The 13,100-nt window shown below is 56.9% G+C and carries 24 protein-coding genes; 2 read left to right on the forward strand and 22 right to left on the reverse strand.

Features of this window, described 5'->3' with window-relative positions; translation table 11 throughout:
- The first annotated feature begins 56 nt into the window (after positions 1-56).
- Both mqnC and PSN43_RS08480 read left to right on the forward strand, forming a co-directional pair.
- Positions 57-1,127, forward strand: coding sequence for a cyclic dehypoxanthinyl futalosine synthase (mqnC, locus tag PSN43_RS08475; protein WP_272700297.1), 1,071 nt, complete (start codon positions 57-59; stop codon positions 1,125-1,127).
- A complete protein-coding gene (locus PSN43_RS08480; protein ID WP_272700298.1) occupies positions 1,127-1,960 on the forward strand; it encodes a menaquinone biosynthetic enzyme MqnA/MqnD family protein in 834 nt (277 codons plus the stop codon). The genes mqnC and PSN43_RS08480 overlap by 1 nt, the downstream gene beginning before the upstream one ends.
- Here PSN43_RS08480 and PSN43_RS08485 read toward each other — a convergent pair.
- The 22 genes from PSN43_RS08485 to rplP form a co-directional block, all read right to left on the reverse strand.
- Entirely contained in the window at positions 1,957-2,841 is an 885-nt protein-coding gene (locus PSN43_RS08485; RefSeq protein ID WP_272700299.1) for a selenium metabolism-associated LysR family transcriptional regulator, read from the reverse strand. The two genes, PSN43_RS08480 and PSN43_RS08485, sit on opposite strands and share 4 nt — an antisense overlap.
- A gap of 77 nt (positions 2,842-2,918) precedes the next feature.
- On the reverse strand, positions 2,919-3,410 hold the full coding sequence (rplQ, locus tag PSN43_RS08490; protein WP_272700300.1) for a 50S ribosomal protein L17: 492 nt from the start codon (positions 3,408-3,410) through the stop codon (positions 2,919-2,921).
- Complete coding sequence (locus tag PSN43_RS08495; protein ID WP_272700301.1) at positions 3,400-4,440, reverse strand: DNA-directed RNA polymerase subunit alpha; 1,041 nt, start codon at positions 4,438-4,440, stop codon at positions 3,400-3,402. Before PSN43_RS08495 ends, rplQ begins: the two co-directional genes overlap by 11 nt.
- Before the next feature lie 12 nt (positions 4,441-4,452).
- Complete coding sequence (gene rpsD / locus PSN43_RS08500; protein WP_272700302.1) at positions 4,453-5,079, reverse strand: 30S ribosomal protein S4; 627 nt, start codon at positions 5,077-5,079, stop codon at positions 4,453-4,455.
- 15 nt (positions 5,080-5,094) lie between these two features.
- The gene (gene rpsK / locus PSN43_RS08505; protein ID WP_014324051.1) at positions 5,095-5,481 is read right to left on the reverse strand and encodes a 30S ribosomal protein S11; all 387 of its coding nucleotides are present in this window, start codon (positions 5,479-5,481) and stop codon (positions 5,095-5,097) included.
- Positions 5,482-5,559: 78 nt separating this feature from the next.
- Positions 5,560-5,931 (reverse strand): 30S ribosomal protein S13, encoded by a 372-nt coding sequence (gene rpsM / locus PSN43_RS08510; protein WP_272700303.1) that lies wholly within the window; start codon positions 5,929-5,931, stop codon positions 5,560-5,562.
- Between the two features lie 12 nt (positions 5,932-5,943).
- Positions 5,944-6,057: a 50S ribosomal protein L36 gene (gene rpmJ, locus PSN43_RS08515; RefSeq protein WP_014324049.1), complete on the reverse strand. Its 114-nt coding sequence runs from the start codon at positions 6,055-6,057 to the stop codon at positions 5,944-5,946.
- A gap of 131 nt (positions 6,058-6,188) precedes the next feature.
- Entirely contained in the window at positions 6,189-6,959 is a 771-nt protein-coding gene (gene map / locus PSN43_RS08520; RefSeq protein ID WP_272700304.1) for a type I methionyl aminopeptidase, read from the reverse strand.
- 2 nt (positions 6,960-6,961) lie between these two features.
- A complete protein-coding gene (gene secY, locus PSN43_RS08525) occupies positions 6,962-8,272 on the reverse strand; it encodes a preprotein translocase subunit SecY (RefSeq protein ID WP_272700305.1) in 1,311 nt (436 codons plus the stop codon).
- A gap of 32 nt (positions 8,273-8,304) precedes the next feature.
- A complete protein-coding gene (gene rplO, locus PSN43_RS08530; RefSeq protein ID WP_272700306.1) occupies positions 8,305-8,751 on the reverse strand; it encodes a 50S ribosomal protein L15 in 447 nt (148 codons plus the stop codon).
- Positions 8,748-8,921 carry a 50S ribosomal protein L30 gene (gene rpmD / locus PSN43_RS08535; RefSeq protein ID WP_272700307.1) on the reverse strand — a complete coding sequence of 58 codons (174 nt, stop codon included), beginning with the start codon at positions 8,919-8,921 and terminating at the stop codon, positions 8,748-8,750. The genes rplO and rpmD overlap by 4 nt, the downstream gene beginning before the upstream one ends.
- Positions 8,922-8,933: 12 nt before the next feature.
- Positions 8,934-9,425 (reverse strand): 30S ribosomal protein S5, encoded by a 492-nt coding sequence (rpsE, locus tag PSN43_RS08540; protein ID WP_272700308.1) that lies wholly within the window; start codon positions 9,423-9,425, stop codon positions 8,934-8,936.
- A 16-nt stretch (positions 9,426-9,441) separates the two neighbouring features.
- Positions 9,442-9,801, reverse strand: coding sequence for a 50S ribosomal protein L18 (gene rplR, locus PSN43_RS08545; protein ID WP_272700309.1), 360 nt, complete (start codon positions 9,799-9,801; stop codon positions 9,442-9,444).
- 10 nt (positions 9,802-9,811) lie between these two features.
- Entirely contained in the window at positions 9,812-10,348 is a 537-nt protein-coding gene (gene rplF, locus PSN43_RS08550) for a 50S ribosomal protein L6 (protein ID WP_272700310.1), read from the reverse strand.
- Positions 10,349-10,360: 12 nt separating this feature from the next.
- On the reverse strand, positions 10,361-10,744 hold the full coding sequence (rpsH, locus tag PSN43_RS08555) for a 30S ribosomal protein S8 (RefSeq protein ID WP_272700311.1): 384 nt from the start codon (positions 10,742-10,744) through the stop codon (positions 10,361-10,363).
- Positions 10,745-10,759: 15 nt separating this feature from the next.
- Complete coding sequence (locus PSN43_RS08560) at positions 10,760-10,945, reverse strand: type Z 30S ribosomal protein S14 (RefSeq protein ID WP_014324040.1); 186 nt, start codon at positions 10,943-10,945, stop codon at positions 10,760-10,762.
- Positions 10,946-10,956: 11 nt separating this feature from the next.
- Entirely contained in the window at positions 10,957-11,496 is a 540-nt protein-coding gene (gene rplE, locus PSN43_RS08565) for a 50S ribosomal protein L5 (protein WP_272700312.1), read from the reverse strand.
- A gap of 8 nt (positions 11,497-11,504) precedes the next feature.
- The gene (gene rplX, locus PSN43_RS08570; RefSeq protein WP_272700435.1) at positions 11,505-11,828 is read right to left on the reverse strand and encodes a 50S ribosomal protein L24; all 324 of its coding nucleotides are present in this window, start codon (positions 11,826-11,828) and stop codon (positions 11,505-11,507) included.
- 7 nt (positions 11,829-11,835) lie between these two features.
- Positions 11,836-12,204 (reverse strand): 50S ribosomal protein L14, encoded by a 369-nt coding sequence (gene rplN / locus PSN43_RS08575; protein ID WP_269941378.1) that lies wholly within the window; start codon positions 12,202-12,204, stop codon positions 11,836-11,838.
- A gap of 18 nt (positions 12,205-12,222) precedes the next feature.
- A complete protein-coding gene (gene rpsQ / locus PSN43_RS08580; RefSeq protein WP_014324036.1) occupies positions 12,223-12,489 on the reverse strand; it encodes a 30S ribosomal protein S17 in 267 nt (88 codons plus the stop codon).
- Between the two features lie 3 nt (positions 12,490-12,492).
- Positions 12,493-12,684 (reverse strand): 50S ribosomal protein L29, encoded by a 192-nt coding sequence (gene rpmC, locus PSN43_RS08585; RefSeq protein WP_272700313.1) that lies wholly within the window; start codon positions 12,682-12,684, stop codon positions 12,493-12,495.
- 1 nt (position 12,685) lies between these two features.
- The gene (gene rplP, locus PSN43_RS08590; RefSeq protein WP_272700314.1) at positions 12,686-13,099 is read right to left on the reverse strand and encodes a 50S ribosomal protein L16; all 414 of its coding nucleotides are present in this window, start codon (positions 13,097-13,099) and stop codon (positions 12,686-12,688) included.
- Position 13,100: the final 1 nt, after the last annotated feature.

A 13,100-nucleotide genomic window follows, 5' to 3' on the forward strand; every position in this document is an offset into this window, starting at 1 on the left:
CTTGAGACGATTCGAGGCGGGCCGGGGCAACAGGGATAGCGCTTGCGAGCAATACCATGAGTGAACTGAACAAGATATTCGAAAAAGTGTCGAGCGGCGAACGCATCGGATTTGACGAGGCCCGGTTGTTGTATGCCGAGGCGGATTTTCACGACCTCGGCCAACTGGCCCATCAGGTCCGCCTGAACAAGCATCCCGATCCGCTGGTCACCTACGTGGTGGACCGGAACATCAACTATTCCAACGTCTGCGTATGCTGCTGCAAGTTTTGCGCGTTCTACCGCGAACCGGGCGACAAGGACGGGTATGTGCTCTCCTTCGAGGAGATCGGACGCAAGATCGACGAAACCGTGGCCCTGGGCGGCACCCAGATACTGATGCAAGGCGGGCACCATCCGGACCTGCCGCTGACCTGGTATGAGGATATGCTGCGCTGGATCAAGAAAAACCATCCCGTGCACATTCACGCATTTTCTCCGCCCGAGGTGGTTTTCTGGAGCGAAAAGGAAGGCATCCCCGTGAGCGAAGTCATCCGGCGGTTGCGCGAGGCCGGGCTGGACTCCATTCCCGGCGGCGGAGCCGAGATACTGGTGGACGAGGTACGTTCCAGAGTGGCTCCCAACAAATGCCCGTCCGACCAATGGCTCGGCGTCATGGAAGAAGCCCACAGGCAGGGACTCCGCACCACCGCGACCATGATGTTCGGCCACCTGGAAACTCCGGCCCAGCGTTTGGAGCACCTTTTCCGCGTACGCGACGTTCAGGACCGCACCGGCGGGTTCACGGCCTTCATTCCCTGGACATTCCAGCCGGACCACACCGCCCTGTCCCGGTGCCGCAAGCTGACGAGCATCGAGTACCTGCGTACCCTGGCCGTTTCCCGCATCGTCCTCGACAACGTGGACAACATCCAGGTCTCCTGGGTGACCATGGGGCCGAAAATCGCGCAGTTGGCCCTCTATTTCGGCGGTAACGATTTCGGCTCCACCATGATCGAAGAAAACGTGGTCAAAGCCGCAGGCGTTTCTTTCCGCCTCTCCCGCGAGGAAATCCACCGCCTCGTCGAGGGCGCCGGGTTCATTCCCCGGCAACGCACGATGGACTATACACTGATGGAGGCAAAGTAATGTCCGTTCGTCTCGGGAAAATCGGCTATCTCAATGTTCTGCCCATCTATCATCCGCTGGAATCCGGCATCCTTCCCCTCGATTGCGAAGTGACCTCCGGGCCGCCGGCCGAGTTGAACAAGCTCATGGACGCGGGCAAGCTCGACCTGTCCGCAGCCTCCAGCGTGGAATACGCACGCCACGCGGACAAATACTACCTCATTCCGGACATCGCCATAGGCAGCCGTGGCCCGGTTCAGTCCGTGCTGCTCCTGAGCCGTCGGCCGGTGGAGGAACTGAACGGAGAAACCATCCTGGTAAGTTCACAGACCCACACCTCCGCCGCACTGCTCCGGGTCCTTCAGGCCAAACTGTGGAAGATCGAAACAGGCTTCTTCACGGATAACGCCACCGCGATCCTTGAAAAAGGAGAACGTCCCGAAGCCATCCTGTGCATCGGCGACGAAGCGCTGAACCTGCGCTATCACCCGGACTACCCGCACCGCATAGACCTCGGCGAGGCATGGCGGCAACTAACCGGCCTGCCATTCATATTCGGCGTATGGATCGTGCAGCGAGAGAGTTGGGAGCGGGATAGGGGAAGAGTGAAGCAGGCGGCAGAGATGCTCCTGGCGGGCAAACGATGGGGAATAGAGAACATCAGCGACGTCTGCGTCATGGCCGCCGAGGAAAGCAACCTGAACGACGAGGAAATGTGTTCCTACTTCGACGGTCTGGTCTACGATCTCGGGGACGAGGAGCAGAAAGGCATGAGGACGTTCTATGAAAACCTGGTTGAGACCAAGATCATAGACCGGGTCCCGGAATTGGTTTTCCTGCCGGAAGCAGTCTAACTGACGAACCCGACAAACGCCTTCAACGCCGGGAACATGTACCGGCCGCCATGGTGGATGAGATAAAACTCTCTGCGCCCTTCAAGGGCCGGAGCGTTGATGCGAACCACCTCACCGCTGTCGAGCAGTGATTGAGCGGCCAGCTTGGACGTGAAGCAAACCCCGACGCCGTGCACGGCATGAGCCAGGCTTTCGCACGTCCCTTCCACCCTGCAACGGACGTTAAGGTCCTGCAGGGAATAGCCCGCGCTCTTCAAAGCGTCTTCCAACACCATCCGCGTGGCCGATCCTTTGACCCGCATGACCCACGGCAATTCGACAAGCCTGCCAAGGGACGGTTCGCGCTCGGCGGGCAGCCAAGGGGCGTCGGGCGACGCCACGAGAATGGTCTCGTCACGGGCCAAAAGCGTGGCGGTCAACTCATCTTCCTCCGGCCGCTTGCCGACAATGCCGACGGGCCAGTCGCCGGATGCCACCCGTTTGATGACTTCGCAGGAATCCGCGGTATGCACGATAAACGAAACTTCGGGAAACTTGGCGGAAAAGGACTTGAGAAGCTCGGGCAAAATGCTGTGGGAGGGAATGGTACTGCATCCGACCTGAAGTTCGCCTACCACCCGGTCACGCAGGACCTCAATGGCCGCCTTTGCCCGATCCAGGCTCCGAAAAACGCTCACCATACTCTCGTAGAGGACATTCCCGGCCTGGGTGGGCATAATCTTGCGGCCCAGCCGATCAAACAGCTTTACGCCCAACTCGTCCTCAAGATTGGCCACATGGGAACTGATTGTCGGCTGCGAGAGGAACATGGCCTCGCCAGCCTTGGAAAAACTCTGCAGCTCATACACCTTGCAAAATGCTTCAAGCTTTCTGATGTCCATGTAACCAATCCTATAAATTGACAAAATCTATAATAAAGGACAAAAAAAGGGCAGGCGTAAGGCCTGCCCTTTCTTCTTTATTCTTCGTCAGCCTTTTTCTCGGCTTCGGGCTGAGTCTCGGGAGCCTTGGACTCTTCCTTCTTCTCGGCCTTCGGAGCGGGAGCCTTCTTGGACTCGTCCTTGGCGGGAGCTTCAGGAGCCGACTTCTCAGCTTTTTTGGTCAACTCGATGATGACCATGGGAGCGCAGTCGCCCTTGCGGGGCAGGGACATCTTGACGATGCGGGTGTAACCGCCGACGCCGCCTTCGAAGCGCGGGCCGATTTCGTCGAAGAGACGCTGAACCATCTGATGGCTGCCGAGGACCTTGTAAGCCTGGCGGCGAGTATGCAGGTCATTGCGCAGTGCCATGGTGATGAGCTTGTCGACGATGCGGCGAAGCTCTTTGGCCTTGGCTTCAGTGGTGCGAATCTGCTCGTAGGTCAGCAGCGCGCGGGCCATATTCTTGAACATGGCGGCACGGTGCGAATTGGACCGATTCAGTTTGCGACCGGACTTTCTATGCCTCATTTTTCTCTTTCCTCTTCAACCATTCCTGGTATTTCTTGTCAAAATCCTCGACAGACATGCCGAACTTGAGGGTCATGCCGTCCAGAACCCGGCGGATTTCGTCCAGGGACTTGCGGCCGAAGTTCTTGGTCTTGAGCATGGTCTGTTCGGTACGCTGGACCAGTTCGCCCACAAGCTGAATGTTGGCGGCCTTCAAGCAGTTGGTGGCGCGAACCGAGAGTTCGAGCTCGTCAATGGACTTGAAGAGGTTCGGGTTCAGATCGATGGAATCGTCTTCTTCCTCATGAGTCTCGGAAGCGGATTCGTCGAAGTTGATGAACACCGAGAGCTGGTCCTTAAGGATCTTGGCGCTGTATGCACAGGCATCCTCGGGAGTGACGGAACCATCGGTCCACACTTCCAGGATCAGTTTATCATAGTTCGTCATCTGGCCGACACGCGCCTGTTCGACGGAGTATGCGACCTTCTTGACGGGGGAGTAGCTGGCGTCGAGGACCATGGAGCCGATTTCGTCGGTCAGTCCTTCATGCATGTCGGCCGGGACGTAGCCCTTGCCCATGCGGACTTCCAACTCCATCTTGAGAGGACGATTCTCGGTCAGGGTGGCGATCAGCTGATCCTTGTTCAGAATGGTGACATTCTGGTTTTCCTGGATCATACCGGCCGTGACCTGCCCCTTCTTGTCGGCTTCGAGGACCAAGCGCTGAGGCTCGTCCGTGGTCATGGCTATGCGAACCTGCTTGAGGTTCAGCACTACCTCGGTCATATCCTCAAGAACCCCGGGCATCGTGGTGAATTCATGCTGCACTCCTTCAATGGAGGCGGACACGATGGCACACCCCTGCATGGAGGAGAGAAGAACCCGGCGCATGGCGTTGCCGATGGTGGTGGCGTAGCCGCGCTCCAGGGGTTCGCAGATGAATTTACCGTACGTCTTGGAGGACTTGGGATCGCGCGCGAGAGCCTCGGGCTTGACCAATTCGCTCCAATTGCGGGTGTTGATGAGTTTGTCGCCGTTCTCAATAAGCATGTAGTCCCCTATTTACTTGGAGTACAATTCGACAATCAGCTGCTCGTTGATCGGGAACTGGATGTCTTCCCGGCTCGGCATGGCCTTAACCGTGCCCTTGAAGTTGGCGCCGTCGGACTCCAGCCACTCGGGGCAACCGCGGCGAGCAATGACTTCCTGGGCCTCGTTGATCACAGGGATCTTCCGGGCTTCATCACGAACTTCGATGACGTCTTCAGCTTTGACCTGCATGGACGGAATGCTCACGCGGCGGCCATTCAGCTTGAAGATGCCATGGCGAACCAACTGGCGAGCCTGGTCGCGCGAGTTGGCGAAACCGAGGCGGTAGATGACGTTGTCGAGTCGGCGTTCCAGCAGGAACAGCAGATTGTGGCCGGTCACGCCCTTCATGGCGTCGGCACGGTGGTAATACATCCGGAACTGTCCTTCCAGGATGCCGTACATGCGGCGAACCTTCTGCTTTTCACGCAGCTGGACAGCGTAGTCGGACATCTTGTGGCGCAGCCGACCAGCATGTCCCGGAGGATAGGGGCGCTTCTCGTAAGCGCACTTGTCGGTGTAGCAGCGATCACCTTTGAGGAAGAGCTTCTCCCCCTCACGGCGGCACAGCTTGCATTTTGCTTCAGTATATCTTGCCACGATTTTTCTCCTTAATTAGACCCTGCGGCGTTTGGGCGGCCGGCAACCGTTGTGGGGAATCGGAGTGATGTCCCTGATGAAAGTGACCTTGAAGCCGACGTTGTTGATGGCGCGCATGGCGGCCTCACGTCCGGACCCAGGGCCCTTGACATAGATACCCACGGTACGCATACCGGAATCCTGCGCGCGCTTGGCGGCAGCTTCGGCAGCCATCTGAGCCGCGAAAGGAGTGGACTTGCGGGAACCCTTGAAGTGAGCACCGGCAGAAGCCCAGCTGACGACATTGCCCTTCACGTCGGTAAAGGTCACGATCGTGTTGTTGAACGTGGCCTTGACGTGGGCAATACCGACGGGAATATTCTTCTTTTCTTTTTTCTTCCCAGAGCGACGGGGTTTAGCCATTGCCTTTTCTCCGTTGAATAAAAGTCTTGTAAAACGCCCGCACGCTTACGCACGCGCCGGCGATAGTCGCATGTCGAGTTATTTCTTCTTGCGGCCCATGACGGAACGACGGGGACCCTTGCGGGTACGGGCGTTGGTCTTGGATTTCTGACCGCGAACGGGCAGGCCGCGGCGATGACGCAGGCCGCGATAGCAACCGATGTCCATCAGCCGTTTGATGTTGGTGGTAATCTCACGACGGAGGTCACCCTCAACCTTGTAGTTGTTTTCGATCTCGACACGGATCTGGTTGACTTCATCGGCAGTGAGATCATCACTGCTGGTCTTCCAGTCGATCCCGGTGGAGTCGAGAATCTGCAGGGCCATGGTCCGGCCGATGCCGTAAATGTACGTCAACGCAATGTCGATGCGCTTGTTCCTCGGCAGATCAACGCCAGCAATACGTGCCATAGTTATTACCCTCTATCCTTGACGCTGCTTATGCCGCGGGTTCTCGCAGATCACCCGAAGCACTCCGTTGCGCCGAATTACTTTGCACTTGGAACACATTTTCTTAACAGAAGGTCTGACTTTCATGACCATCTCCAATGTCTAAATAACAATAATGCCCATACCCCCCTCTCGGGGGGTGGCCTTTTAAACGAAGCTGCGTTTTATACAGCCTTTTGGAATAAAGTGCAAGCCCGAATTTCAGGCCCCCGCAGGAGCTAATCGGACACGCTCAATATTCTAGGTCCGTCGGAGGTCACGGCGACGGTGTGCTCAAAGTGCGCGGAGTATTTCCGGTCCTTTGTCACAGCTGTCCATTTGTCCTCAAGGACATCAACCTCATACGACCCAACCGTGACCATCGGCTCAATGGCAAGCACCATTCCGGCCTTGAGAGGAACGCCGGAGATGCCCTTGGGAACGAAGTTGGGGATCTCAGGCTTCTCGTGGAGATGGCTTCCGATCCCGTGTCCTACAAAACGACGGACTATACCGAAGCCGAACCCTTCAACATATGACTGGATTGCCGCGGAAATGTCATAGAGGTTGTTACCGGGTACGGCTTGTTCGATACCCTTATACAGAGACTCACGGGTAACATCCATGAGTTTTTGGCTTTCCTCGGAGACCTGCCCTACCCCGAAGGTACGGGCTGAGTCGCCGTAAAATCCGTGGAACACTACGCCCATGTCGAAGCTGACGATGTCACCCTCTTCAATGATGCGGGTCCTGGACGGGAAACCATGTACAATTTCTTCGTTAACCGAGCAACACAGGGCATACGGAAAGCCCTGGTACCCGAGGAATGCCGGGCGGACGCCGAACTCGTCGCACCGCTTCCGGCAAATCTCCTCGAACAGCATGGTCGGAACGCCCGGTCGGACATTCTCTCCCAGCTCGTCGAGTATCTTGGAAACAATACGATTGGCCTCACGCATGAGGCCAATCTCTTTATCGTTCTTGACGAAGACGCCCCTGAACTTTTTCAAAACTAGCGCCTGCCTTTCAGTTTGTTACCTTTTCCCATTAATCCCTCGTACTGGCGAGAGATCATATAGGATTCGATCCGGCCCATGAAGTCCATGGCCACGCCGACCACGATCAGCAGCGAGGTGCCGCCGAAGTAGAACGGAACGCCGAACTTGCTGATCAGGAACATGGGCAGGACGCAGACCGCAGAGACATACAGCGCGCCCCACAGGGTGATGCGGGCAAGCACTTTGTCGATGTACTCGCGGGTGCGATTTCCCGGACGGATGCCCGGAATGAAGCCGCCCTGCTTCTGGATATTCTCCGCGATTCCCTTGGGATCAAACATGATCGCAGTATAGAAATAGCAGAAGAAGATGATGATGCCGATGTACAGTATGTTGTACAAGACGGAATCAGGCCGGAAGTAGGCGGAGAAGTCCTGCAAATACTTGTTGCTCGAGAACTGGGCAAGCGTTGCAGGAAACATAAGGATAGAAGAGGCGAAGATCGGCGGAATAACACCTGCGGTGTTGATCTTCAACGGCAGATGCGTAGTCTGGCCGCCGAACATGCGCCGCCCCTGCTGACGTTTGGCATAGTGAATCGGAATACGACGCTGTCCGCGCTCCATGAACACGATGAAGGCCAGGGTGGCCACCATCACGACAATCAGGAGCAGCAGGATGAACAGGGAGATCTCGCCCACGGTCATCAATTGCAGGGTGTTAATCACCGCGGCCGGAAGGCCGGCGATGATACCTGCATAGATGATAAGGGAGATGCCGTTTCCGATACCTTTTTCGGTCATCTGTTCACCCAGCCACATCAGGAACACGGTACCCGCGGTCAGGGTCAGGATCGTCATCAGCTTGAAGCCGATCCCGGAATAGAGAACCATGGGTGCGCCCGTGGGCGAACTCATGGACTCCAAACCGGTTGCGATGGCAAAACCCTGCACGATGGTGATAAGCACCGTGCCGTATCTGGTGTACTGGGTGATCTTCTTGCGGCCGGCCTCGCCTTCCTCCTTCTGGAGCCGCTTCAGCTCGGGGCTGACCACGGTCAGAAGTTGAAGGATGATCGAGGCCGAAATGTACGGCATGATACCCAGGGCGAAAATGGACATCCTTTTGAGTCCACCGCCGGAGAACATGTCGAACACGCCGAAGAGAGTGTTCTGCGCCTGAGCGAAGAACTCGGAAAGCGCAGCACTATCGACGCCTGGAATGGGGATGTGTATGCCCAACCGGTAGACAGCGAGCAGTGCGAACGTCCAGAGCAGCTTTTTCCGCAGCTCCGGCAACCGGGCAATATTATCAACTCCTGACATCGTATCAGTACCCTTCCGAATCAATAGTGAGTTTACGCTTCAATGGCCTTGGCGGTTCCACCGGCCTTGGCAATCTTGTCGGCAGCGGACGCGCTGAAGCGATGAGCCTCAATGGTCACGGCCTTCTCGACTTCACCGGTGCCCAACACTTTGACCGGAGCGCCGTCCTTGACGACGCCGCGCTCGTACATGTCGGCCAGGGTGATCTCGTCCTTGCCTTCGAACAGGGCAATCAGACGGCCCACGTTCACGGCTTCGTATTCTTCACGGAAGGGATTCTTGAATCCGCGCTTGGGCAGACGGCGAGCCAGAGGCATCTGGCCGCCCTCGAAGCCGGGACGAACGCCACCGCCGGAGCGGGCGTTCTGGCCCTTGTGGCCCTTACCGGCGGTCTTACCGGCACCGGAGCCGGAGCCGCGGCCTATGCGCTTGCGGTTCTTGTACTCTTCCGGGAAGGCGTAGAGTTCATGAAGTCTCATGATTCAGTAACCTCCACCAGGTGTCTGACCTTATAGATCATTCCGCGGATGACAGGGGTGTCATCGTGCTCTTTGACCTGATTGATCTTGCGCAGGCCCAGGGATTCCAGGACTTTCACCTGGTGCGGCTTGCACGCGATCTTACTTTTGATCTGCTTGACTTTAATCACGGCGTTATCCTTCTACTTTCTGGGAGTGGATACCGACACGCCGCGCAAGGAGGAAACCTCTTCAGCGCTTCGCAGGGACTCCAATCCGGCCATGGTGGCACGCAACACGTTGTGCGGGTTGTTGGTGCCGATGGCCTTGGTCAGGATGTCATGGACGCCAACGGCTTCCATGATCGCACGAACGGGACCGCCGGCGATGATGCCGGTGCCTCGGCTGGCGGGCTTGAGCATAACTCGGCCCGCGCCGTAGCGTCCCAGGACCTCATACGGCAGGGTGCCGTCCAGCAGAGGAACATTGATCATGTTCTTCTTGGCCCGTTCACTGGCCTTGCGGATGGCTTCGGGCACTTCGTTGGCTTTACCAAGTCCGTAACCGACTCCTCCCTCACCATCGCCGACGACCACCAGGCAGCTGAAGCTGAAACGGCGGCCACCCTTGACAACCTTGGCGACGCGATTGAGGTAGACGATTTTTTCAATCAATCCACTTTCATTCTGTTCCATTGTTCTTTCCTGGTGACTAGAATTTCAGCCCGCCTTCACGGGCGCCGTCGGCAAGAGCTTTGATCTTGCCGTGATAGATATATCCGTTCCGGTCGAAGACGCAGGTCTCAATCTGCTTGGCCAGGGCGGCTTCGGCGATAGCCTTGCCCACCTTGGAAGCGGAGTCCTTGTTGGCCTTCAGAGTTTCGCCGTCCTTGTTCAGCACCTGAGTGCTGGTGGAAGCGAGCGTCACACCGTTTTCGTCATCGACCAACTGAGCATAGAGATGCTGGTTGGAGCGATAGACGACCAAACGGGGCCGAACTTCGGTACCGGAGATCTTCTTTCTGATGCGGGGCTTGCGAAGAAGCCGCTGTGCATTCTTGCTTTTGCTCATGACTTTACCCCTACTTGGAACCGGACTTACCGGCCTTACGGCGAATGACTTCGTCGAGATACTTGATGCCCTTGCCCTTGTAGGGTTCCGGCAGGCGCACACGACGAATCTGAGCCGCAACTTCACCGACAAGCTGCTTGTCGATGCCCTCGATGGTCAGCTTGGAGCCTTCCACCTTGGCTTCCAGGCCGGCGGGAAGATCGAACTCCACCGGATGGGAATACCCGACGTTGAGCACGACTTTCTTGCCCTGCACGGACACCTTGTAACCAACGCCGATGACTTCCAGGGTCTTGGTAAAGCCCTTGGTCACGCCGTCCACGCAGTTGGCGAGCAGGGTCCTGCGAAGACCGTGCTGGCCGCGGGAGCGACGGGAATCATCCGCGCGGGAAACGTACACCTTGCCATCCTCCACCTTATACTCAACGGACGGATCGACCGGAGTATTCAAGGAGCCCTTGGGACCCTTGACCTGGATTTCGGAGGCTCCGACAGACACCTCGACACCCGAGGGGATGTCGATGGGATTCTTTCCTATACGAGACATAACGGAACCTCTTTACCAGATTTCGCAGAGCAGCTCGCCGCCGACATTGGCCTCTTTGGCCTTGGCGCCTTCAAGCAGCCCTTTGGAGGTGGACACGATACAAATACCGATGCCGTTCTGGACTCGGGGGATATCAGAAGCACCAACGTACACACGGCGACCGGGCTTGCTGACCTTACGCAGGCCAGTGATAAGCGGTTTGCCGTCGGCGTACTTGAGGGTAATACTGATGTCCCTGTCCTCGACAGCGTAGTCGGCGATATAACCTTCTTCCTTCAGGATACCCGCGATCGAGGACTTCATCTTGGAAGCCGGTACGGCGACATCGGTATGATAAGCGCAGTACGCATTCCGGATGCGGGTCAACATGTCGGCTACAGGATCAACAACAGCCATTTCGATTCTCCTTAATTACCAGCTCGCCTTGCGGACGCCGGGCAGTTCGCCGGCGAGAGCCTTGTTGCGGAAGCAGATACGGCAAATTCCGTACCGCCTCAGGAAAGCCCGAGGACGGCCACAAATCGGGCACCGATTGTAAGCGCGGACCTTGAACTTGGGTTTGCGGCTTGCCTTAACGCGTAAGCTTGTCTTGGCCACTTTCCGTCCTCCTACTTTTTAAAGGGCATGCCAAGGAGGTCAAGAAGGGTCTTGCCTTCCTTGTCGGTCTTGGCCGTGGTGGTCACGGTCACGTTCATGCCCTTCACCAACTCCACCTTGTCGATGTCAAGCTCGGGGAAGATGGTGTGTTCCTTGATGCCCATGGTGAAGTTACCACGACCGTCGAAACCGCGGTCGGGTACGCCGCGAAAATCGCGGACCCGGGGCAGAGCGAAGCTCACGAGCTTGTCATAAAAGTCCCACATGCGGTCGCCGCGAAGGGTGACGCGGCAACCGACCGGCTGGCCCTCGCGCAGCTTGAACTGCGCGATGGACTTCTTGGCCAGGGTGACCACGGCCTTCTGGCCGGAAACGGCGGTCAGTTCCTCGACAGCGGCATCAATGAGCTTGCTGTTCTGGCTGGCGGCACCGAGACCGATATTCAGGGAGATCTTCACGATTTTGGGGATCTCCATGGCCGAGGTGTAACCGTACTCCTTCTGGAGCTCGGGGACGACCTTTTCGTTATACAACTTTTCGAGACGTGTCATACTGATACCTATTTGAAGGTCTCGTTGCACTTCTTGCAGAAGCGCACCTTCTTACCGTCTTCAGTCTTCTTGTACCCTACCCGCGTGGGCTTGGTGCATGCGTCGCAGACCACAGCCACATTGGATACATGGATAGGGGCTTCCTTCTCGATAATGCCGCCGGGCTGCTGGGCATAGGGATTGGCCTTGGTATGGCGCTGGACCATGTTAACCTTCTCGACCAGGACCTTGTCCTGCTTCTTGAAGATCTTCAAGACCTTGCCGACCTTTCCCTTGTCCTTCCCGGCGATGACCATGACCTTGTCGTCTTTACGGATTTTAGTCTTCATCATCATTTCCTTACAGAACCTCGGGAGCGAGGGAAACGATCTTCATAAAACCGGCGGCGCGCAGCTCACGAGCCACGGGACCGAAGATACGGGTCCCGACGGGCTCAAGGTTGTTGTTGAGCAGCACGGCGGAATTGTTGTCGAACTTGATGAAGGAGCCATCGGGACGACCGAGTTCCTTCTTCGTGCGAACGACAACCGCCTTCATGACCGAGCCCTTCTTCACCTTGGAATGGGGCATGGCCTCTTTGACGGACACTACGATAATATCTCCGACGCTGGCATAGCGGCGCTTGGAACCACCGAGCACCTTGATGCAGGCGACCTTCTTGGCCCCGGAGTTGTCAGCGACATCGAGATTGGATTCAACCTGAATCATGTGATTTCCTCCTAATCCCTAGACGGCTTTTTCGAGGATCTTCACCAGGTGCCAGCGCTTGCGCTTGGACATGGGCCTCGATTCGACAATCTGCACCGTATCGCCAACACCGCAATCATTGGCCGGATCATGGGCCATGAACTTTTTGCGGCGGCGGATGTACTTCTTCAGCAGCGGATGCTTCACCAGGGTCTCGACACGAACGACAATGGTCTTGTCTGCCTTGTCGGAGATGACCAGGCCGGTGAGCAGGCGCTTGTTGCCTTGGTATTTGAACTCAGCCATTTCTTAAGCTCCCTGTCGTTCCCGCTGAATAGTCAGGATACGGGCGATGGTCTTCTTGACGCCGGACAGAGCCTTGGTGTTCTCCAACTGAGCGGTCGCATGCTTGAAACGCATGGAGAAGAGCTCATGCTGGGATTCCTTCAGCTTCTCAGCCAGTTTGACGTCATCCAATTCACGAAGTTCTTTGGAAGTCATCTTACAGACCCTCCTTCACAACGATGGTCGTCTTGATCGGCAGCTTGTAGGAAGCGCGCTTGAGGGCTTCCTTGGCGAGCTCGATGTCGACGCCCTTCACTTCGTACATGATGCGGCCCGGTTTCACCGGCGCGACCCAACCGTCGGGAGCGCCTTTACCCTTGCCCTGACGGACTTCCGCGGGCTTGGAGGTGGTGGGGTGATCAGGGAAGATGCGAATCCAGACCTTACCGCCGCGCTTGATGTGACGCATGATGGCGACACGAGCGGACTCAATCTGCTGGTTGGTGATCTTTCCGTGCTCCAATGCCTTCAGCCCGATATCGCCGAAGGACACTATGTTACCCCGTTGGGCCTTGCCTCTGAGTCGGCCTTTTTGCCATTTTCTGAATTTAACTCTTTTTGGAGCAAGCATT

This window comes from Desulfovibrio sp. Fe33, from assembly GCF_028532725.1.
Lineage (GTDB): Bacteria > Desulfobacterota > Desulfovibrionia > Desulfovibrionales > Desulfovibrionaceae > Pseudodesulfovibrio.